Source organism: Kribbella sp. NPDC049227, assembly GCF_043197265.1.
GTDB lineage: Bacteria > Actinomycetota > Actinomycetes > Propionibacteriales > Kribbellaceae > Kribbella.
This window is the reverse complement of record NZ_JBICST010000005.1, coordinates 572,955-590,937: the sequence shown is the minus strand read 5'-3', so window position 1 is coordinate 590,937 and position 17,983 is coordinate 572,955. Positions and strand designations below refer to the sequence as shown.

The window sequence follows — 17,983 nt, the reverse complement described above, 5'->3', positions numbered from 1 at the left end:
CGTGGGGACGATGACATGGTGCCTCAGCGTTGGGCCGGATCCGAGCGGCGGCGGTGACGGAAGTGGATCATCGCCCGGTGCAGTGCGCGGTTGATCGGGCCAGGCAGTGGCCGCTCCCATTCGCCGACGGTCTCGACAACCTCTCCGCCGGTGCCCAGCTTCCACCGCAGCAGCCCGTACGCGGCGTCATCCGGATCCAGCGAAGCCGACACACCACGCATGTCGTACCGCTCGGCGCCGAGCTTCTGGGCGTCGGCCATCATTTTCCACTGCAGGATGTGGCTCGGCCTGACATCGCGGCGGTGGTCGGCCGATCCGCCCGACTGGTACCAGACGCGCCGGCCGACGACGTTCATCGTGTGGGCGGCAAGGACTTCGTCCTGCCAGCTCGAGAGATACAACCGCATCTGACCTGGCACCTCGCCGTTCATCACCCGGTACTGGCGTTGGTAGTACGCCAACGACCGGCCCAAACGGAACCCGTTGCGTCGTTCCGTGGCGCTCAAGAGCTCATAGAACGTGGGCAGGTCGCGCTCGCCTCCGAGTCGTACGTCGACACCCGACCTCATCGCCTTGCGGATGTTGCGCTGCCACTCCTTGCTGAAGCCGGCCACGAGATCGCGACCCGCGATCGGGACCTGGAACAGGTACCGGGGCTGTGCATCGCCGGCGGACTCCTGCTCGCCGCATCGGCGCCATCCCAGGGTTCTCAGGCGATCGGCGATCGCCGAACCGACCGGCTCCACCACATCAGGCAGGACATGGTCGACCCGGCGGCCAGGTGCGACCGCCGACCTCAAGGTGGCCGCCTGCCAACGCCGCAACGCCTTCGGCGGCCCCAACCTGACCGCGAAAGCCTCCCGTCGCTCCAGATAGTCGAGCAGGGGATCGAGCCACCGCTCCAGCCAAGGATCCGCCCAATCGATATCCGGGCCCTCAGGCAGGTACGCATACCACCGGGACAGGCCCGGCACCTGGCGAAACAGCACCAGCGTCGTACCGACCACCCGTCCGTCGCCGTCCCGCCAAGCCAGTAGCTCGGATGCCCAGCCGGTCTTGACCTGAGCCCAGGACGGGATCTGCAGAAAGCTCCTGTCGTCGTGGAGATCGGCTACCGCTCGATAGTGCAGCGGCTCGATCTCACCGACCGTCAGTTGGTCCTGACGAATCGAAACATCGGTGCGCACACGTCTCACCCCGCCCGCAATCGGCTGTCATGTCGTCGCGTCACCCTGTAAGACGCCTCGACAACCGCAAAAGGTCACACCGACCGGGAACCCCGAAGGAGCCCTACGTCGCCAACGCCGGTGACCCGACCTCATCGACAGGCGTCGGTGACCTGAATCCCTTGGCGATCAGCCAGATCGGCATGGCCACGAACTCGAACAACCCGCCCGGAATCAGGAGCGCAAGCCCTGCGCCTTCGTTCATGTCGAGAACACCGAGAAGGTCGAGGGGTACTCCGAGCAGGAGACAGGAGTAGCCGACGATCCCGAGCACCGCGATCGGCCGAGGGACGAGCCTGGAAACGAACAGCAGGTAGGTCAGGATCAGACCACCGATACCCGTGGGGATGTACACCCAGAGCAGGTGATTGGGAACGACCTCCAGCTGTGCCAGCAGATAGATCCCGCACACAGCGGAGACGGTGAGCTCGATGACTCTCATCACCGGGTACCAGATCGCGAGCCTCTGATTGACGTCCTTCAGAACCTGGTACATCAGCAGGCCGATCCCCACGACGGCGATCCCAGAACACATCATCAGTACGACGCCGACCGTCAGTGGCGCGCGGTCGGTGTCACCGTTCTCGAACGCGTCGATCAACGTCGTGCCGACCATGGCCGTGACCATCTGGACCAGGAACAAGATGCCGACGGCGACCGCGATTCCCCTTCGTGACATGACTCTCCCTCGATCGAGCATGAGCAAGGAGATGCGACGTCGCCCCGATGACAGTCCCCCGGATGTCCGCCCGGGATGTGGCGTCCGCTCCTCAGCCCCCGGCAGACGTCCGTTCCCACAGTGCGCCTCCCCCGGTCGGTTGTCCAGGTTGGGGATCGCACTGGAACTGCCAATTGCGCGTTTTGATCAATATTGTGCGCGAATAGATTGTTGCCTTGACGGAATGTGTTCGTCAGATTACGTTTCAGGCCTCATCGCGCATATTTGCGCTGCGTCGGCTTTCACTCCCGAGGGGTTTTGGCATGACCGATATGAAGCGGCGAACCGTGCTGAAAATCGCATTGGGAGGCGCAGGTCTGGCCGCGCTCCCGGCCGCGACCGCTGCTGCGGCAGAGGCGAAGCGCGACCCCAGGATCGTGGGCGTCGGCGACACTTCTATCACCGTTGAGTTCGATGACCAGTTGCACAGCAGGGTCGCGCTGAACGGCTCGCAGTTGACGCGGTTCGACGCCGGCGAGGCGTTGCTCCTCGGCGAAACAGTCATCGACACCTTCGCCTACCGCGAACACCGGACGCGAAAGACCTGGCATTCCCGCCATGGCGCAGGAGTGCAGGTGACCATCGAAGGTGATTCCCAGGAACATGTGCGGAAGACCGTCGAGCTCACCTGCTATCAGCGATTGAGCGGTATGGCCGTGATGCAGGTGAGCTACACGAACCTGTCCGGCCAGTCGCTCGACATCACCGGCTGGCGGAACGGTGCCCACGAACTGCTGCAATCGCCAGGCGGCTTCTACACCTTCTCCGGCTCGACACACGAGGACCGGCGCGACTGGGTGCAACCGGTGACCGACGACTTCGCCCAGGAGAACTCCCTCGGCATGGATGCCTCCGACTACGGAGGCGGCACCCCGATGGCGACCATCTGGCGTCGCACCGGCGGCCTCTCCGTAGGGCACGTCGAGCCCGAGGCCCGGATTCTGCGGATGCCTGTCCGCAAGTCCGAGCACGGAGCGAGCATCGCCATCGAGGGCGACACCCCGCGCACCCTGAAGCCGGGACAACGGCTGACGACCGACACCACCTTCGTGACGGTCCATCCCAGCGACCACTTCGTGCCGCTGCAGCGGTATCGCGACTACCTGGGCGACCTCGGTCTGCGGGCGCCCAAGGTCGCGAAGTCGGCGTACGCTCCGGTCTGGTGTGCCTGGGGATACGAGCGCAACTTCACCGTCGAGCAGGTGCTCGGGACGTTGCCGAAGGTCCGCGATGTCGGGTTCACATGGGCCGGTCTCGACGACGGCTGGCAGACCAACGAGGGCGACTGGGACATCAACCTGGCGAAGTTCCCCGGCGGCGACGCGGACATGCGGGCGTTCACCCGGGACATTCGCGACGCCGGCCTGCTGCCCCGGCTGTGGTGGGCGCCGCTGGCCGCGGATCCCGGGAGCAACCTGTTCAAGGAACGCCCCGACATGCTGCTGCTCGACCGCGACGGCAACAAACAACAGGTGACCTGGTGGGACGCCTGGACCCTGTGCCCGGCGTACCAGCCGGTGGTCGACTACTTCGCCGGGCAGGCGCGGAAGTTCATCGGTGACTGGGGTTACGAAGGACTCAAGATCGACGGGCAGCATCTGAACGGCGTCACGCCCTGCTACAACCCCGCTCACGAGCACGCCCGGCCGGAGGAGTCGACCGAGGGACTGGCGCAGTTCTGGAAGGCGATCCACGACGCCGCGCACGCCGAGAATCGCAACGCGGTCGTCGAACTCTGCCCGTGCGGTACGGCGTTCGCGTTCCACAACCTGCCGTACGTCGACCAGTACCCGGGCTCGGACCCGACGTCGTCGTACCAGGTCCGGACCAAGGGCAAGTCGATGAAGGCGCTGATGGGGCGGGGCTCCAGCTACGCCGGTGACCACGTCGAGCTGAGTGACGGAGGCAACGACTTCGCCTCCAGCTACGGCGTCGGCGCAGTGCTGTCGACGAAGTTCACGTACCCCAGTGACCCGCCGGGGACCAAGCCGGGGCGGGAGAAGGTGCTCACTCCGGAGAAGGAGGCGCTCTGGCGCAAGTGGGTCGACCTGTACGAGAAGAACATGCTGCCCACCGGGGAGTACCGCGGTGAGCTGTACGACGTCGGGTTCGACCTGCCGGAGACACACGTCATCGCCAAGAACTCCACGCTGCACTACGCCTTCTACGCCGACCAATGGGATGGAGACGTGGAGCTGCGCGGGCTGGGCAAGGGCGAGTACACGGTGACCGATCCCTTCAACGGAACGTCTCTGGGCACTGTCGACTCACGGCACAACACCGTCAGGCTGACGTTCGAGAAGTTCCAGCTCGTCGTTGCCGAGCGCCACTGATCCCGGTCAGACCGCAGTCACCTGTACGCCGGCTCGCTGCAGTGCTTCGAGTTGGCCGGGCTGAGCGCCGCGATCGGTGACGACATCGGTGACGCCGGAGAGCATGCTGATCCGGGCGAAGGTGACGCGGCCGAGCTTGGAGCTGTCCGCGATCACCACACTGCGGTAGGCCCGGCGCAGGAACGCGAGGTCGGTCTGCGCCTCCATCTCGTCGTACGTCGTACAGCCTTCCTCCGGCGTGAGTCCGTCAACGCCGATGAACGCGATATCGAGATGGTAGTTCGCGAGCATCGCCTCGGCGGCCGGGCCGACCAGCTCGTAGGAGGAGCGGGCGATCCCGCCGATCAGCACGAGCCGGACGCCCGCGTGACCGACGAGCTCGGAGGCGATGTTGATCGCGTTCGTCACCACGGTGATTCCGCGACGTTGCGCGAGCGCGCGCGACAACTCGAGGGCGGTGGTGCCGCCGGTCATGCCGACAACCGCGCCCTCCTCCACGAAGGAGGCAGCGGCTCTGCCGATGGCCCGCTTCTCCGCCTGTCGCAGCGCCGCCTTCACCCGGGTCGGCACTTCGTCGCCGGACTCGTTGGACATCGCTCCGCCGTGCGTCCGCACCAGCAACTGCTCGCGGCTCAGCGCCTGCAGGTCCCGGCGGATCGTCGCGCCAGACACGCCGAGCGTCCTGGCCAGCGCGGCGACGTCCACGCTGCCGTGCTCGCCGACCTGATCGAGGATCGCACTCAACCGCTCTGACTTCCGCACAACGGGCACTGTACAAGATGCACATCTCGTGAGCACTTGCGCATTATTCTGCGCATGTAATCGAATGCCTTGACCGGTTGTTTTCTATTCAGCTACGTTCGCATCAAATTCGCGCGATCGAATGCGCGATTGCGCAGCGTCTCTCACTCGTACGCCGGCCGCTTCGGCCAGGGCCGAGATCACAACGGAGAATCCATGCTGAGGACCAGACGTCGGACGGGTACAGCGCGGTGGAACGCAGCACTGGCGGCGGGCGTCACGAGCCTCGCCCTCGTGCTTGCGGGCTGCGGCGGCTCGGGGTCGGGAGACAAACAGAGCAGCGGCGGTTCGACCCAGACCAGCGGAGTGACGATCACCGTCGCGCTCGCCTCGGACCCACCACCGAAGGCCGCGCTGGCCGCGTTCACCAAGGACACCGGCATCACGGTCAACTGGGTGAACATCGACTGGGACAGCCTGCAGAGCAAGATCTCCGCCGCCGCCACTGCGAAGACCTACTTCGCCGACGCCACCAATGTGGACTGGTCCCGGGTCGGTCAGCTCGGCAAGCTCAAGTGGTTCTACCCGATGGACACCTACGTCGACACCAAGGCGATGGAGGCCGACGTACCGCAGCTCGCGTCGTTCACCGTCGACGGTCACGTGGTCGGCGTCCCGTACGACGCCTCGTTCATGGTGACGACCGTGAACACGGAGCTGTTCCAGAAGGCCGGCGCGAATCCTGCACCGAAGACGATCGACGAGTACACCGACGCGCTCAAGACGATCAAGGCCAAGGGCGTCGCCGAGCATCCGCTGAACATCCCGTTCGCGGCCGCCGAGGGCTTGTCGACGTACTGGTACGAGACCACCGGTGCGTTCGGTGGGACGGTGCTCGACAAGGACGGCAAGCCGCAGTTCACCAGCCCGGACTCGGCCGGCTACAAGGCGGCCCAGTGGATGGTGGACGCGCTGAAGACCGGCCTCGTCCCGCCCGGCAACATCAACGTCACCGACTCGCAGGGACAGCAGAACCTGATGGCCAAGGGGCAGGTGGCCAGCACCTTCTCCGACTACTCCGGCAACGTCGGCACGCTGTACAACATCAAGGCGTCCTCGTCGGTCGTCGGCAAGGTGAAGTACCTGCCCACCCCGGGCGCCTCGGGTCCCGCGGCGAACCTCAGCAACCCGGACGGTGTCGGCATCCCCAAGGAGGCCAAGTACCCGAACGCCGCCGCGAAGTTCATCGAGTGGTTCACGGCCACCGAGCAGCAGGCCGACTTCGCCGGCGTGAACGGTCCGGAGAAGACCTTCGCGACGTACCCGATCCCGTCGCATCTGTCCGCGGTCCAGCAGATGGTTGCCAAGGGCAATCTGGTCGGCGGAACGGATCTCGAGCCGATGCTGAAGGGCTCCAAGCCGGTCTTCGAGGGTGGCGCACCGTCGTGGTACCCGAAGTTCTCCAACGCGGTCTACACCAACCTGCACGCCGCCGCGACCGGCTCGATGTCGGTCGAGCAGGCGATGAAGACGATCGGCGACACGGCGAACCAGCTCGCCTCCGGGTCGTGACGGTGAGCTCTTCGACCACCGAACCGCTGGCGGCCGAGGGGGCGGCACCGCGTCCCCCGGCCGGGCCGGCCGGCGTCGCACCGGTACGCCGCTCCCGCGTCGACCTGCTGCCGTACCTGCTGGTCGCGCCGGTGATGATCTTCATCGCCTGCCTGGCCCTGGTGCCGGCCGTGTTCACCGTGGTGCAGTCGTTCTTCAAGGTCGACGCCCTCGATCCACCCACGCGGTTCGACGGATTCGGCAACTTCACCCGGCTCTGGCACGCCCCTGCCGTCATCGGCAGCATCGGCAACACCGCGCTGTACGTCATGATCGGCGTGACCCTGTCCACCCTGATCGGCATCGGCGCCGCCGTCGTCCTGCAGAAGCCGTTCCGTGGCCGCAGCCTGGTGATCGCCATCCTGATCCTGCCGTGGGCCATGCCGGGAGTGGTCGAGGGCATCCTCTGGACCGGGATCTTCGATCCCAACGCGGGTCTGATCAACAGTGTGCTGTCCTCACTCCATCTCAGCGACGGCAACGCCGTACTGCTCGGTCAGAACCGGTTGCTCACGATCGCTCTGATCGAACTCGTCCAGGTCTGGCAGATCGCGCCACTCTCGGTCCTGCTGATCCTGGCCGTCCTGCAACTCATCCCGGGCGAGCTGTACGAGGCAGCCCAGATCGACGGCTGTACGTCGTGGTCGGCGTTCCGGCGGATCACACTGCCGCTGGCCCGGCCGGGCATCGCGGTCACCATGGTGCAGGCGGTGATCGCCACGCTCAACGTCTTCGACCAGCCGTACGTCCTGAACGGTGCGGCGAACACGGGGGCCTCGGTCACCATGCAGACGTACTTCATCAGCTTCCAGGATCTCGACTTCGGCCAGGGGTACGCGTTGTCCCTGCTGATCACCATCGTCACGCTGCTGATCTCGCTGGTCGTGGTCCGCCTGGTCTACCGGAGGGTCGAGCTGTGAAACGACGGACCGGCGCCCGCGGTCTCGGGGTCGCGGCGATTCTGATCTGGTCACTGGTGCCGATCTACTGGGCGATCAAGACCAGCCTGCAGACCGAGGCCGACGCACGGGCCAAGCCCGCGCACTACCTGCCGACGAACGCCACTCTGGACAACTATGCAACGCTGCTGACCGGCGACAGCGACGTGCCGGCGCAGATCCGGCGGTCCGCGGTGAACATCGTCGTCGAGTGCGGTGCGGCAACCATCGTGACCGTGCTGCTCGCGACGCTTGCCGGGTACGCGTTCGCGCGGATGCGGTTCCGCGGCCGGAACGTCTTGTTCTACGCGGTTCTGGCGACGATGGCGTTCCCGGCGTACACGACGTTGATCCCGCTGTACCGGATCATGAGCACGTTCGGGCTCGTGAACACCTACACCGGCATCGTGCTGGTCTACGTCTCCGGCTTCCTGCCGCTGGCGACCTGGATCCTGCACAACTACTTCGCCAGTCTGCCGGTCGGAATCGAAGAGGCCGGGCTGGTCGACGGTGCTCGCCGGCTCCAAGTGCTGTGGCACCTGCTGCTGCCGTTGGCACGACCGGGCATCATCTCCACCGCTCTGATCACCTTCCTGTTCGCCTGGGGGCAGTTCCTCTTCCCGCTGGTGCTGTCGAGTGATCTGTCCACACAGCCGCTGACCGTCGTGATCGCCTCTCTCCAGGGCCGGCACGTGGTGCCGTCGACGCTGCTGAACGCGGCCGGCGTACTGGCGATCATCGTCCCCGCACTGCTGGCGCTGGCCTTCAACCGCTACATCGTCAACGGCCTGCTGGCCGGGAGCACCAAGTGACATCCGGCGTGATCGATCCACGTTCCTGAAGGAGAAGTCCTTGACCGAGAAGTCCTTCGTCCTGATCGGCGCGGGCAGCACCGTGTTCACCCCCGGCCTGATGACCGATCTCGCCTCGTCCCGGACGTTCGACGGCTGGACGGTCCACCTGGTCGACCTGAACGGCGAAGCCGCCGAGACCATGGCCAGAGTGGGGCGCCGGATCGCCGCCGAACGAGGCGCCGAGCTCGAGTTCGTCCCCCACGTCGATCGCCGGGACGCCTTGCCAGGCGCGCGATTCGTCACCACGACGATCGCGGTCGGAGCCGCCGCGGGTTGGCGCGCCGACATCGAGGTGCCGGCCCGCTACGGCATCGCTCAGACCGTGGGCGACAGCGTCGGGCCAGGCGGCGTACTGCGCGCGCTCCGGCACGTGCCCGAATTGGTGGCCATAGCAACCGACGTTGCAGACCTGGCACCTGCGGCGCAGCTGATCAACTACTCGAATCCGTTGACCGCCAACGTCCGGGCCATCACCCTCCAGACCGGCGTCAAGGCTGTCGGTCTGTGCCACGGGACCATGCACACGCTGTCCAAGCTGGCCGCCGATCTCGGCATCCCGCGTGACGAGGTGAACGCCGTCTTCGCGGGCCTCAACCATCTGTGCTGGCTGCTCGACGTACGCAGGGGCACCGAGGATCTGTATCCGCTGCTGCGCCGGCGCGTGGCGGAGCGCGCCGGCGGTGTGGACGCGCCATCCACTCGGGAGGAAGGTGTCCATCTGCCCGTCTCGGCGGATCTGCTGCGGACGTTCGGGCTCTATCCGGCACCAGGTGATCGGCACGTCTCCGAGTTCTTCGGTTGGTACCTACGGGCCGAGGACGGCCACCCGGCAGACGAGACCCGGCTGCCTTGGGGACTGCAGGGTGGCCGGGACGCGACGATGGAGTACATCGGCGAGAAGGACGACCTCTGGGAGCTCTTGCATGCCCAAGCCGATGGGAAGGCGCCATTACCGCGGACCGACAATCAGGAGGCCGAGCGGCTGGTGGCGATCGCGGAAGCCATTGTCAGCGGCAACGAACACGTCGAGCTGGCGGTGAACCTGCCGAACGAGGGCAAGATCCCCAACCTGCCGCCGACCGCCGTCGTCGAGGTGCCGGCCGTGGTCGGCGCCGCGGGGATCACCGGGCTTGGCGTGGGCGCGTTGCCGGACGGGATCGCCGCCGTACTGACCGCACGAGCTCAGCAGCAGGAGATCACCGTTCGAGCCGCCCTGACCGGCGACCGAGCGCTCGCGCTGCAGGCGCTGGTACTCGATCCGCTCGTCGGCCGGCTCGACGTCGCGACCGGAATCCTGGACGACGCGATCAAGGCACACGGGCCGCTGCTGGATCGGTTCGCGGAGACGGAGCCGGCCAGATGACCGGCGCACCGATCACCACGGACGGGCTGGCCTCCCTCACCACCTACCGCGAAGTCGTTCAGCAGCCAGCGGTTTGGCGTGAGGCCGCCGAGACTCTGGCCGCCAGGTCGGACGAGGTCGCCGCGTTCCTCGAGCCACTGTTCGCGCTGCCCGACCTGCGCCTCGTGCTGACCGGTGCTGGGACGTCTGCCTTCGCCGGAGAGGTGCTGGCTCCCGCGCTGGCGAGGACCCGTCGGCGCCGTGTCGATGCGGTGGCGACGACCGACATCGTCCCGAATCCCCGGGAGATGTTCGCCGAGGACGTGCCCACGCTCCTGGTCTCGTTCGCTCGCTCCGGCGACAGCCCGGAGAGTGTCGCGGCCACCCAGTTGGCCACGACCTGCCTGACATCCGTGCATCAGCTGGTGATCACCTGCAACCCAGAGGGCCAGCTGGCCCGCGAGCACAGCGGCTCCAAATCCTCTCTGGTCCTGTTGATGCCGTCAGCAACCAACGACCGCGGCTTCGCGATGACGTCAAGCTTCACCTCGATGCTGTTGACCGCTTGGCTCACGTTGGCGCCGGACCAGGATCCGCGGCTCGCCGAGCGGCTGGCCGCCGCGGCCGAGCAGGTTCTGGGGCAGCCGGACGAGCTGGCTCGGTTGACCGGTCGCCCCTACGACCGGGTCGTCTACCTCGGCAGCGGTTCGTTGGGCGGACTGGCCAGGGAATCGGCGTTGAAGCTGCTCGAACTCACCGCGGGCAAGGTGATCAGCTACTACGACACACCACTCGGGTTCCGGCACGGACCGAAGGCAGTCCTCAAGGACGGGACCCTTGCCGTCGTCTACCTGTCCAACGACTCCTACACCCGCCGGTACGACCAGGACATCGTCGAGGAACTCCGTGCGGCCATCGGGGCCGAGAACGTGCTGGCCGTCAGCGCGCAGACCGATGATGCAGAAGCCTGGCAGATCGATGGGGTGGCCGACGTGGACGACGCCGTACTGACCCTGCCGTTCGTGGTGATCGCTCAACTGCTCGCGTTGCGATTCTCCGTGGCGCTCGGTCGAACGCCGGACAATCCCTTCCCCGACGGCGAGGTCAATCGCGTCGTTCAGGGCGTGACCATCCACCCACTGACGCCGTGACGATCTTCCTGGGCGTCGACGGCGGTGGTTCGGGTACGGCGCTGTGCCTGGTGACCGGTGACGGCGAAGTCTTGGCCACCGCCGACGCGCCGAGTTGCTACTACCTCGACTCGGCCGAGGGCGAGGGCGTCTCGCTGGTGGAGCGCGTACTGACCGAGGCGGTCGCCGGAATCTGCGCGAGTGCCGGGATCCAGCCGGCCGCAATCACGTCGGCGTTCTTCGGCCTGCCGGCGTACGGCGAGGTGAGCGGCGACGTACCGCTGCTCGACGCGGCACCGCGGACCGCACTAGGACACGATCGCTACAGCTGCGGCAACGACATGGTCTGCGCCTGGGCCGGTTCGCTCGGGCTTGCTGACGGCATCAACGTGATCAGTGGGACCGGGTCGATGACGTACGGCCGGTACGGCGACATCGGGGCCCGCGTCGGTGGTTGGGGCGAACTGTTCGGCGACGAGGGCTCCGGCTACTGGATCGGTGTCCAAGGTCTGCGCGCGTTCTCGCAGATGAGTGACGGCAGGCTGCCGCCCGGACCGCTGCTCGCCGTACTGCGGGAGGAGCTCGGGCTGGCGTCCGATCTCGATCTCCTCGACATCGTGCTCAATCGCTGGCGCGGAAGCCGGCGGGCCGTGGCCGCGCTGTCCCGGCCGGTCGTCCGGGCCGCCGGGCTGGGTGACGCGGCCGCCGGGCGAATCGTTGGTGACGCGGTGGCCGAACTCGTGCGGCTCGTGGACACAACGCGCTCGCGCCTGGGCTTCGCCCCGGCGGAGACGGTCCCGGTGTCCTACTCGGGCGGCGTACTCACGGCGCCTGAGGTGCTGCAGCCTTTCACGACCGCGTTGGCCGCGCAGGGCCAGACCTACGACCTTCGAACGCCGCTGTACTCCCCCGTGGTCGGCGCGGCACTCCACGCGGCAGCCCAGGCCGGAGAGTCGTTGGACGAGCACAAGCTGCGCCCGCTCAGTTGACTGCCGGTACGACGAATCGCCCAGGGCGGATCGGGTACTGGAAGGCCAGAGGTGCTGGGCTTCTCGGGGGTCTGGTTGCTTCGAGGTCTGGGACCGTTCAGCCACGCAGCGGGCCCGGACCGTTCCAATTTGGCGCCACGGACAACCTTCAAACGTTCGAATACGTAGGTTTTCGACACTTTGTAGTCCACAATCGGAGCTAAGGGACGGTCGACTTCGTCTGCACGGTTGAGCCCCCCACACAGCTCCCGTTTTCCGGGGCCGGCCGTCTCGTGAATCTCTCTCGTCAGCCGAGAACGACGACGGCGAGGTCGCGCGCGGCGCGGCCAGGATGGTGACCGTCCTGGGTGGCCCCCACCACCAGGGTGCCCTCGATCAGCAGATGTAGTTGCTCCGCGGCGCGTTCCGGGTGGGCATGGCCCAAGGCCTCGAGTTCCCGCACGAGGAGCGCCCGAAGGCTCCGCCGGAAAGCGTCGGTCTCCGCATGGGCCGGATGAGCGGGGTCCGCGAACGAAAGGTCGGTCGCGAAGTACCGGCAGCCTCGGAAGTCCGGGGTCGCGACGAGTTCGTCGAGCCGATCGAAGAGCCCGAGCAGCCGGGCTCGCGGTTCCGTGGCGCCGGCCAGTGCCTCCTCGTACCAGGCAAGGTCCTCCGCGGAGGCGCGACGGAGAACCGCCGCGATCAAGCCGTCCTTGTCGCCGAAGTGTTCGTAGAGCGACCTGCGGGCGACGTTCGCCTCCTTGAGCAGCGCATCCACTCCGACCGAGGCGCCTTGTGAGTAGAAGAGTTGCTGCCCTGCCGCGAGAAGTCGTTCCCGGGGTCCTGGCGAGGTCCTGGGAGTCATCAGCCGATCCTGATCCTCTCCTTGACGATAGACCAGTCAGTCTACTACGGTCATGAGTAGACCAACTGTTCTACTTTCCAGGAGGACGAGATGACCGACACCGCTGAGACCATTGACCGCTTCAACGCCGCCTTTCGGCAGCGCGACAAGGACGCACTCGCCACCCTCGTCCATGACGACTGCGTGATGGTCGCGGCCCAGCCCGCTCCCGACGGCGCCTCGTTCGTCGGGAAGGACGCGTGCGTGGCGTTCTGGGGCGAGCTGATGGACGACGAGTCGACCACTTTCGAAGTCCAGCACGTGTTCTCGGCCGGAGACTGGGCGGCGGTGCGGTGGCGCTACCGCTTCGGGCCCACCGACGCCGAGTCCGTTCTCGGCGTGAACGTGACGCGGGTGAGCGACGGCCGCGTCATCGAGCAACTCGGGTACACCAAGACGCCCGGTGGGCTCCCACTTCCGGACTGAGAGCCCACCGGGAACGCCTAGAGGTTGCTGACCTTGTAGACGGTGCCGTTGATGGATACGACGTACGCGGTGTTGCCGACGAACTCCATGGCTGTCGGGCGGTCCAGGACCAGCTCCCGTCCGCGGCCGTCGACGACCGGCGCCAAACTTCCGTTGCGTTTGACAACGACCAGTCGGCCGGTGTTGGGCAAGGCCGGCGAGCCTTCGCCCACACCGTCCCATTGACCCTGCGACAGTGCGTACAGCTTGCCGCCCGGCCCGCGCTCCACGTCGATCAACATGCTCGCCCCGCTGGCGATCACGCGTGGGTCCGATCCGCGACGCAACTCGAGGACCCTCCCGGTCGCCGGGACGTGCGGGTTCGGGCCAAGCTGGGTAATGAAGACGCGGCCCTTGGCCACCTCGAGCCCGGTCGGGACCTGGTTTCCGAACGTGGCGATCTCGTTGATGGAGCCGTGCCGGGTGACCGACAGCACCCGGTTGTGGTGCCCGTCGGTGACGAGGAACCGGCCGCGGTAGACCTCCATCGCGTACTGCACACCGGTGTCGATGAAGAACGCAGGGACCGGCGGGTTGTCGACCGACCACTTGCCGATGTCAGCCACGAGCGTGAAGCTGCCGTTGCGCTCGAGGCGGTAGATGCCGTTCTTGTCAGCGCTGTTGCCGAACGGCTGGCCGAAGGCCTTGCCGCTGACCAGAGTGACCAGTACGTATGCGGTACGGCCGACGAATGCGATGTCAACCGGTCCACCGATGGCGTTGGGCAACGCCTTCCGCGGCAGTCCGGTGGCGTACGTGGTCACGTGACCGCTTCGCCGATTGATCCGCAGTACACTTCCGGCGTCCCCATCGGTGACGTACAGGGCTCCGTCCGGGCCGATCGTGCTTCCGGTGACGGGGCCTCCGCTGCCGAAGCTCGCGAGTCGAGTCACGCTCGGCCCTCGCCGGTCGTGTGCGCTCGCTGTGGGTGCGATCACCCCCGCTGCGAGAACGAAGGCTGCAATGGACAGGACAATACGACGCGTGGCAGACATGGGTCCCCCCTCGTCACATTCCACGAACACAAACGGTCGCCGCTCAGCGGTGGCCTGGTCTGACAGCCCCACCGCCCCTACTCGGGAACCATCGTGAACCCCCTGTCGTCAGCCTCCACCCGCACCCTCGACCCGTCAAGGGAACTGGTCTTCGCAGGATCTTGGATACTGTCCTCGACGGGCCCCGACCGAGGAGAGCTGATGAACACCCGACCACCACTGCCGCCATTCACCGAGGAGACCGCGATCCAGAAGGTGCGGGCCGCGGAGAACGCCTGGAACCTGCGCAATCCCGAGGCCGTTTCGCTCGCCTACACGACCGATACGAGGTGGCGTAACCGGGACGTCTTCGTCAACGGACGTGACGAGGTGGTCGGGTTCCTGACGCAGAAGTGGGAGCGCGAGCTCGACTACCGCCTGATCAAGGAACTGTGGGCGTACACCGGCAACCGGATCGCGGTTCGCTTCGTGTACGAGTGCCACGACGCCGGCGGGCAGTGGTTCCGCAGCCACGGCAACGAGAACTGGGAGTTCGACGAGTTCGGACTGATGCGAGTACGCCGGGCCAGCATCAACGACCAGTCCATCAACGAGTCCGACCGGCTCTTCCACTGGGACGCTCCCGGACCTCGCCCCGACGACCACCCCGGCCTGACCGAGCTGGGACTCTAGCCCCGATCGTCGTGGCCTACAGGGCTCGCATGCGGTTGTTGCGGGCGTTGTGCTCGAGCTCGACCAGGCCGAGAGCCTCGAGAACGGGCGGGACGTAGTTGGCGAAGCGGCCGCGGTAGCCCTTGCGGAGGCCGTACCAGCCGCCGACCGGGTTGTCGTCGGCGCGCGCCCACGCCTCGACCGTGCCGGGTGCCGCGGGCTTCTGCTCATCGGCGTTGCCGAGCGGCATCCAGTCGCCGTACGCCTTCAGCATCGCGTGCAGATCGTCGATGCAACGCAGTTGGTAGCTGAGCTTCGTCGTACCCACCTGGCACACGAGCGCGGGCGGCTCGGCCGTCTCGTCGCGGTGCACCTGGTACTGCGAACCGCCGGGCGGCGTGTTGAGCACCCACGGGTCCTCGGCCGTCCCCGACCCCTGGAAGTCAGGCATGGTTCCCCCTCTTGGTCCATTTTCGGTTACCGTAACACTGAAGTTACCGAGATGGGAGGCTGGAGTGGAACCGCGTGAGGCCGGATCCGCACTCGACGCGCTGGGCGACGCGAACCGGCGCGCCATCGTCGAGATCCTCGGGAACGGCGCGCTGTCGGTACGGCAGATCGCCGAGCAACTGCCGATCAGTCGACCGGCCGTCTCCCGGCACCTGCGGCTGCTCAAGGAGGCCGGGCTGGTCAGCGACGACCCCGACGGAACGCGCCGGGTCTATCAACTGCGGGACGCCGGCGTGGAAGCAGTCCGGGCGTACTTCGCGGAGGTCTGGGGATAGGCGTCCACCCGCTTCCGGATCGTTGCCGAGAACACCGAACCCTTGGACGAACCGTGATCGAACCACTAGTCGTCGAGTTCGAGGTGGACGCACCGGTCGCGCACGCGTTCGACGTGTGGACGCGCAGGTGTGCGACCTGGTGGCCGGCCGGTCACACGATCAGCGGTGATCCGTCGGCGATCACGTTCGAGCCGTCGCCCGGCGGACGCATCGTCGAGATCGGGCCGGACGGGACGGAGCACCCTTGGGGCGAGATCCTCGACTGGGAACCGCCCGGACGACTGCGGTTCCTGTGGCACCTGTTCTTCGACCGCAGCGAAGCCACCGAGGTCGAGATCACCTTCAATGCCCGCGGCAACAGCACCGTCGTACGCCTCCGACAAACCGGCTGGGACAACCTGGGCACAGCCGGCCCACCCCGCCGCGAACGCACCAGTGCCGCCTGGACCACGATCACAACCCGCTACGCCACAGCCGCCGCGGGATGAGGCAGGTGCGGTCTCCCATCGTTCGGGGCCGCCTCAAGAGCACTCGCCTCAATCGCGCCGGCGATGCGCGGTGATGATCCAAGCGCGGGAGTCGAACCAGACGCCGTCTGGAGTCTGGTGGGTGGCGAGGTCGTCGAGCAGGCGTTGACGGGCTTGTTCGGCCTCGGTCGGATCCAGGTCTGCAACGAGGTCCTGGGTCATCCGCAGACCGCGCGCGGCTTCGTAGGCGGTCTCGGCGTCTTTGCCGTAGTAGACCTGCTCGCGTACGTCGGTGACCTGAATGTCGATGAATCCCGCGGCCGTCAGGATGCGTTGCGACGTCGCCGGGTCGGCGAGGGAGAACGCGCCACCGGTGGCGGGCTCGGTGCGTTGCTCACCGCGGAACACGGCGTACCACTCCTGGTATTTGCTGTCCTGCCAGACCAGCTGCACGAGCCGCGAGCCCGGGCGCAGTGCGCGGGCGATGTTGGTGAACGCGGCCTCAGCGTCGGTGAAGAACATCGTGCCGAACCGGCTGATCCCCAGGGAGAAACGATCCGCTGGAAACGCGTGGTCCTGGACGTCGGCCAGCTCGAAGGAGACGTTGCCGAGACCCTCCTGTTCGGCCAGCCGGCGAGCGGTCGCCACCATGTCCGCGGAGATGTCCACGCCGACCGCGGAGACCGCCCGCTTGGCGGCGTCCCGGGTGGTCAGCCCAGTACCGCAGCCGATGTCGAGCACGTGATCGTCGGAGCCGACCTTCGCGGCCGCCCGCAATCGCTCGTGATAGCGACGGAGCTCGGCGTCGTAGTCGAACGGTTGATCCATGCGTACGACGCTAAGCCGCCTCCCTGCATGGTGAAAAGCGATAGTTCTCGATCGATTTCATCGCGAAGCCCGATCCACGCGGGTATCTTCAGGTCATGGCCGAGGTTGAGTTGCGGCATCTGGCCACCATGGCCGCCGTCGCGGATGAGGGCTCGTTCGGTCGTGCGGCGGTGCGACTCGGGTACACGCAATCGACGGTGAGCCAGCACATCGCGATGCTGGAGAAGGCCGTCGGCGGTTCGGTGTTCGACCGGCCCGGCGGGCCGAAGCCGGTGCGGATCACACCGCTCGGCACGGTCGTGTTGTCCCACGGTCGCGAGCTGTTGGAACGCACCGAGGGCCTGACCGCTGCGGTCGACCGGTTCAAGGCCGGCGAAGGACGCATCGACATCGGCACCTTCCAGAGCGTCTCGAACGTGCTCCTGCCGCACGTCATCCGCCGGTTGCGCGAGGAACTCCCCCGCTGCGACATCCGGTTGATCGAGGACGAGTCCGATCCACCACCGGTCGGCACGGTGGACCTGATGTTCCACGACCGCCGAGTCCCCGGCGAGATCGAACATCTCAAACTGCTCGACGATCCCTATGTCCTGGTGGCCCCGCGCGGCGCGTTCCCCGAAGGTCCGGTCCGCGTCTCGAGTCTCGACCGCGCACCGATGGTGGCGTGGCCACCCACCTGCGACCAGCGCGAGGTCGAGGCGATGTTCGCCCGTAACGACGTCCGTCCCCAGATCGTGTTCCGTGCCGTCGGCAACGAGGCCGTACTGGCGATGGTTCGGTCCGGACTGGGCTCCGCTGTACTCCCCTGGCTGGTCCTGACCGGCGCCGAGGTCGCCGATTCTGAGCTCTCCATCCACGACCTGCACCCCGCGCCCTCACCCCGCGAGATCTACCTCCTCTGGCAAACCGGCCGCACCCAATCCCCCCTCACCAAACGAGCCATCGAACTCACAGTCGAAGTCGCAACCCAATGGAAAACCCACGACCGCGCATCAGCCACCGCCGACCGGTAACCGAAACGCCGCGA

Annotated in this window: 19 protein-coding genes; 12 read left to right on the top strand and 7 right to left on the bottom strand. The window is 66.8% G+C overall.

Annotated features, from left to right (window positions below; translation table 11 throughout):
- Nucleotides 1-23 precede the first annotated feature (23 nt).
- Together ACGFH6_RS25115 and ACGFH6_RS25110 are read right to left on the bottom strand one after the other, a co-directional pair.
- Entirely contained in the window at nt 24-1,187 is a 1,164-nt protein-coding gene (locus ACGFH6_RS25115; protein ID WP_393388246.1) for a lipid II:glycine glycyltransferase FemX, read from the bottom strand.
- Between the two features lie 103 nt (nt 1,188-1,290).
- The gene (locus tag ACGFH6_RS25110; protein WP_393388243.1) at nt 1,291-1,905 is read right to left on the bottom strand and encodes a DUF4386 domain-containing protein; all 615 of its coding nucleotides are present in this window, start codon (nt 1,903-1,905) and stop codon (nt 1,291-1,293) included.
- Nucleotides 1,906-2,207: 302 nt separating this feature from the next.
- On the opposite strand from ACGFH6_RS25110, the gene ACGFH6_RS25105 reads away from it, so the two are divergent.
- The gene (locus ACGFH6_RS25105; RefSeq protein ID WP_393388240.1) at nt 2,208-4,277 is read left to right on the top strand and encodes a glycoside hydrolase family 36 protein; all 2,070 of its coding nucleotides are present in this window, start codon (nt 2,208-2,210) and stop codon (nt 4,275-4,277) included.
- Between the two features lie 6 nt (nt 4,278-4,283).
- Here ACGFH6_RS25105 and ACGFH6_RS25100 read toward each other — a convergent pair whose 3' ends face one another.
- Complete coding sequence (locus tag ACGFH6_RS25100) at nt 4,284-5,039, bottom strand: DeoR/GlpR family DNA-binding transcription regulator (protein ID WP_393388239.1); 756 nt, start codon at nt 5,037-5,039, stop codon at nt 4,284-4,286.
- Nucleotides 5,040-5,234: 195 nt separating this feature from the next.
- On the opposite strand from ACGFH6_RS25100, the gene ACGFH6_RS25095 reads away from it, so the two are divergent.
- From ACGFH6_RS25095 to ACGFH6_RS25070, 6 genes are read left to right on the top strand one after another with little or no spacing between them, the layout of a single operon-like run.
- Nucleotides 5,235-6,590 carry an ABC transporter substrate-binding protein gene (locus ACGFH6_RS25095; protein ID WP_393388236.1) on the top strand — a complete coding sequence of 452 codons (1,356 nt, stop codon included), beginning with the start codon at nt 5,235-5,237 and terminating at the stop codon, nt 6,588-6,590.
- Nucleotides 6,591-6,592: 2 nt separating this feature from the next.
- Nucleotides 6,593-7,549, top strand: coding sequence for a carbohydrate ABC transporter permease (locus ACGFH6_RS25090; RefSeq protein WP_393388233.1), 957 nt, complete (start codon nt 6,593-6,595; stop codon nt 7,547-7,549).
- Nucleotides 7,546-8,379, top strand: coding sequence for a carbohydrate ABC transporter permease (locus tag ACGFH6_RS25085; protein ID WP_360440937.1), 834 nt, complete (start codon nt 7,546-7,548; stop codon nt 8,377-8,379). Before ACGFH6_RS25090 ends, ACGFH6_RS25085 begins: the two co-directional genes overlap by 4 nt.
- A 40-nt stretch (nt 8,380-8,419) precedes the next feature.
- A complete protein-coding gene (locus tag ACGFH6_RS25080; protein WP_393388229.1) occupies nt 8,420-9,784 on the top strand; it encodes a hypothetical protein in 1,365 nt (454 codons plus the stop codon).
- Nucleotides 9,781-10,914 (top strand): SIS domain-containing protein, encoded by a 1,134-nt coding sequence (locus ACGFH6_RS25075; protein WP_393388226.1) that lies wholly within the window; start codon nt 9,781-9,783, stop codon nt 10,912-10,914. Before ACGFH6_RS25080 ends, ACGFH6_RS25075 begins: the two co-directional genes overlap by 4 nt.
- Complete coding sequence (locus ACGFH6_RS25070; protein ID WP_393388223.1) at nt 10,911-11,882, top strand: N-acetylglucosamine kinase; 972 nt, start codon at nt 10,911-10,913, stop codon at nt 11,880-11,882. Before ACGFH6_RS25075 ends, ACGFH6_RS25070 begins: the two co-directional genes overlap by 4 nt.
- Before the next feature lie 286 nt (nt 11,883-12,168).
- Here ACGFH6_RS25070 and ACGFH6_RS25065 read toward each other — a convergent pair whose 3' ends face one another.
- A complete protein-coding gene (locus ACGFH6_RS25065; RefSeq protein WP_393388221.1) occupies nt 12,169-12,726 on the bottom strand; it encodes a TetR/AcrR family transcriptional regulator in 558 nt (185 codons plus the stop codon).
- A 90-nt stretch (nt 12,727-12,816) separates the two neighbouring features.
- Here ACGFH6_RS25065 and ACGFH6_RS25060 point away from each other — a divergent pair, with 90 nt between their 5' ends.
- Entirely contained in the window at nt 12,817-13,191 is a 375-nt protein-coding gene (locus ACGFH6_RS25060; protein ID WP_393388218.1) for a nuclear transport factor 2 family protein, read from the top strand.
- A gap of 17 nt (nt 13,192-13,208) precedes the next feature.
- Here ACGFH6_RS25060 and ACGFH6_RS25055 read toward each other — a convergent pair whose 3' ends face one another.
- On the bottom strand, nt 13,209-14,123 hold the full coding sequence (locus ACGFH6_RS25055) for a ScyD/ScyE family protein (protein WP_393388215.1): 915 nt from the start codon (nt 14,121-14,123) through the stop codon (nt 13,209-13,211).
- A 303-nt stretch (nt 14,124-14,426) separates the two neighbouring features.
- Here ACGFH6_RS25055 and ACGFH6_RS25050 point away from each other — a divergent pair, with 303 nt between their 5' ends.
- Nucleotides 14,427-14,897 carry a DUF1348 family protein gene (locus ACGFH6_RS25050; protein ID WP_393388212.1) on the top strand — a complete coding sequence of 157 codons (471 nt, stop codon included), beginning with the start codon at nt 14,427-14,429 and terminating at the stop codon, nt 14,895-14,897.
- A 16-nt stretch (nt 14,898-14,913) separates the two neighbouring features.
- On the opposite strand, the gene ACGFH6_RS25045 is transcribed toward ACGFH6_RS25050, so the two are convergent.
- Nucleotides 14,914-15,327 (bottom strand): DUF6855 family protein, encoded by a 414-nt coding sequence (locus ACGFH6_RS25045; protein WP_393388210.1) that lies wholly within the window; start codon nt 15,325-15,327, stop codon nt 14,914-14,916.
- Nucleotides 15,328-15,391: 64 nt separating this feature from the next.
- On the opposite strand from ACGFH6_RS25045, the gene ACGFH6_RS25040 reads away from it, so the two are divergent.
- Both ACGFH6_RS25040 and ACGFH6_RS25035 read left to right on the top strand, forming a co-directional pair.
- A complete protein-coding gene (locus tag ACGFH6_RS25040) occupies nt 15,392-15,661 on the top strand; it encodes an ArsR/SmtB family transcription factor (protein ID WP_393388207.1) in 270 nt (89 codons plus the stop codon).
- Nucleotides 15,662-15,714: 53 nt separating this feature from the next.
- The gene (locus tag ACGFH6_RS25035) at nt 15,715-16,149 is read left to right on the top strand and encodes an SRPBCC domain-containing protein (RefSeq protein WP_393388204.1); all 435 of its coding nucleotides are present in this window, start codon (nt 15,715-15,717) and stop codon (nt 16,147-16,149) included.
- Nucleotides 16,150-16,197: 48 nt separating this feature from the next.
- On the opposite strand, the gene ACGFH6_RS25030 is transcribed toward ACGFH6_RS25035, so the two are convergent.
- Nucleotides 16,198-16,956 (bottom strand): class I SAM-dependent methyltransferase, encoded by a 759-nt coding sequence (locus ACGFH6_RS25030; protein WP_393388202.1) that lies wholly within the window; start codon nt 16,954-16,956, stop codon nt 16,198-16,200.
- 95 nt (nt 16,957-17,051) lie between these two features.
- On the opposite strand from ACGFH6_RS25030, the gene ACGFH6_RS25025 reads away from it, so the two are divergent.
- Entirely contained in the window at nt 17,052-17,969 is a 918-nt protein-coding gene (locus ACGFH6_RS25025; RefSeq protein ID WP_393388199.1) for a LysR family transcriptional regulator, read from the top strand.
- The last annotated feature ends 14 nt before the right edge of the window (nt 17,970-17,983 follow it).

What these genes read in the sequence shown, in the direction of transcription:
- ACGFH6_RS25095 (WP_393388236.1), top strand. Translation starts at nt 5,235, where the DNA reads ATGCTGAGGACCAGACGTCGGACGGGTACAGCGCGGTGGAACGCAGCA.
- ACGFH6_RS25075 (WP_393388226.1), top strand. Translation starts at nt 9,781, where the DNA reads ATGACCGGCGCACCGATCACCACGGACGGGCTGGCCTCCCTCACCACC.
- ACGFH6_RS25050 (WP_393388212.1), top strand. Translation starts at nt 14,427, where the DNA reads ATGAACACCCGACCACCACTGCCGCCATTCACCGAGGAGACCGCGATC.
- ACGFH6_RS25030 (WP_393388202.1), bottom strand. Translation starts at nt 16,956, where the DNA reads ATGGATCAACCGTTCGACTACGACGCCGAGCTCCGTCGCTATCACGAG.
- ACGFH6_RS25065 (WP_393388221.1), bottom strand. Translation starts at nt 12,726, where the DNA reads ATGACTCCCAGGACCTCGCCAGGACCCCGGGAACGACTTCTCGCGGCA.
- ACGFH6_RS25110 (WP_393388243.1), bottom strand. Translation starts at nt 1,905, where the DNA reads ATGTCACGAAGGGGAATCGCGGTCGCCGTCGGCATCTTGTTCCTGGTC.
- ACGFH6_RS25105 (WP_393388240.1), top strand. Translation starts at nt 2,208, where the DNA reads ATGACCGATATGAAGCGGCGAACCGTGCTGAAAATCGCATTGGGAGGC.
- ACGFH6_RS25045 (WP_393388210.1), bottom strand. Translation starts at nt 15,327, where the DNA reads ATGCCTGACTTCCAGGGGTCGGGGACGGCCGAGGACCCGTGGGTGCTC.
- ACGFH6_RS25060 (WP_393388218.1), top strand. Translation starts at nt 12,817, where the DNA reads ATGACCGACACCGCTGAGACCATTGACCGCTTCAACGCCGCCTTTCGG.
- ACGFH6_RS25025 (WP_393388199.1), top strand. Translation starts at nt 17,052, where the DNA reads ATGGCCGAGGTTGAGTTGCGGCATCTGGCCACCATGGCCGCCGTCGCG.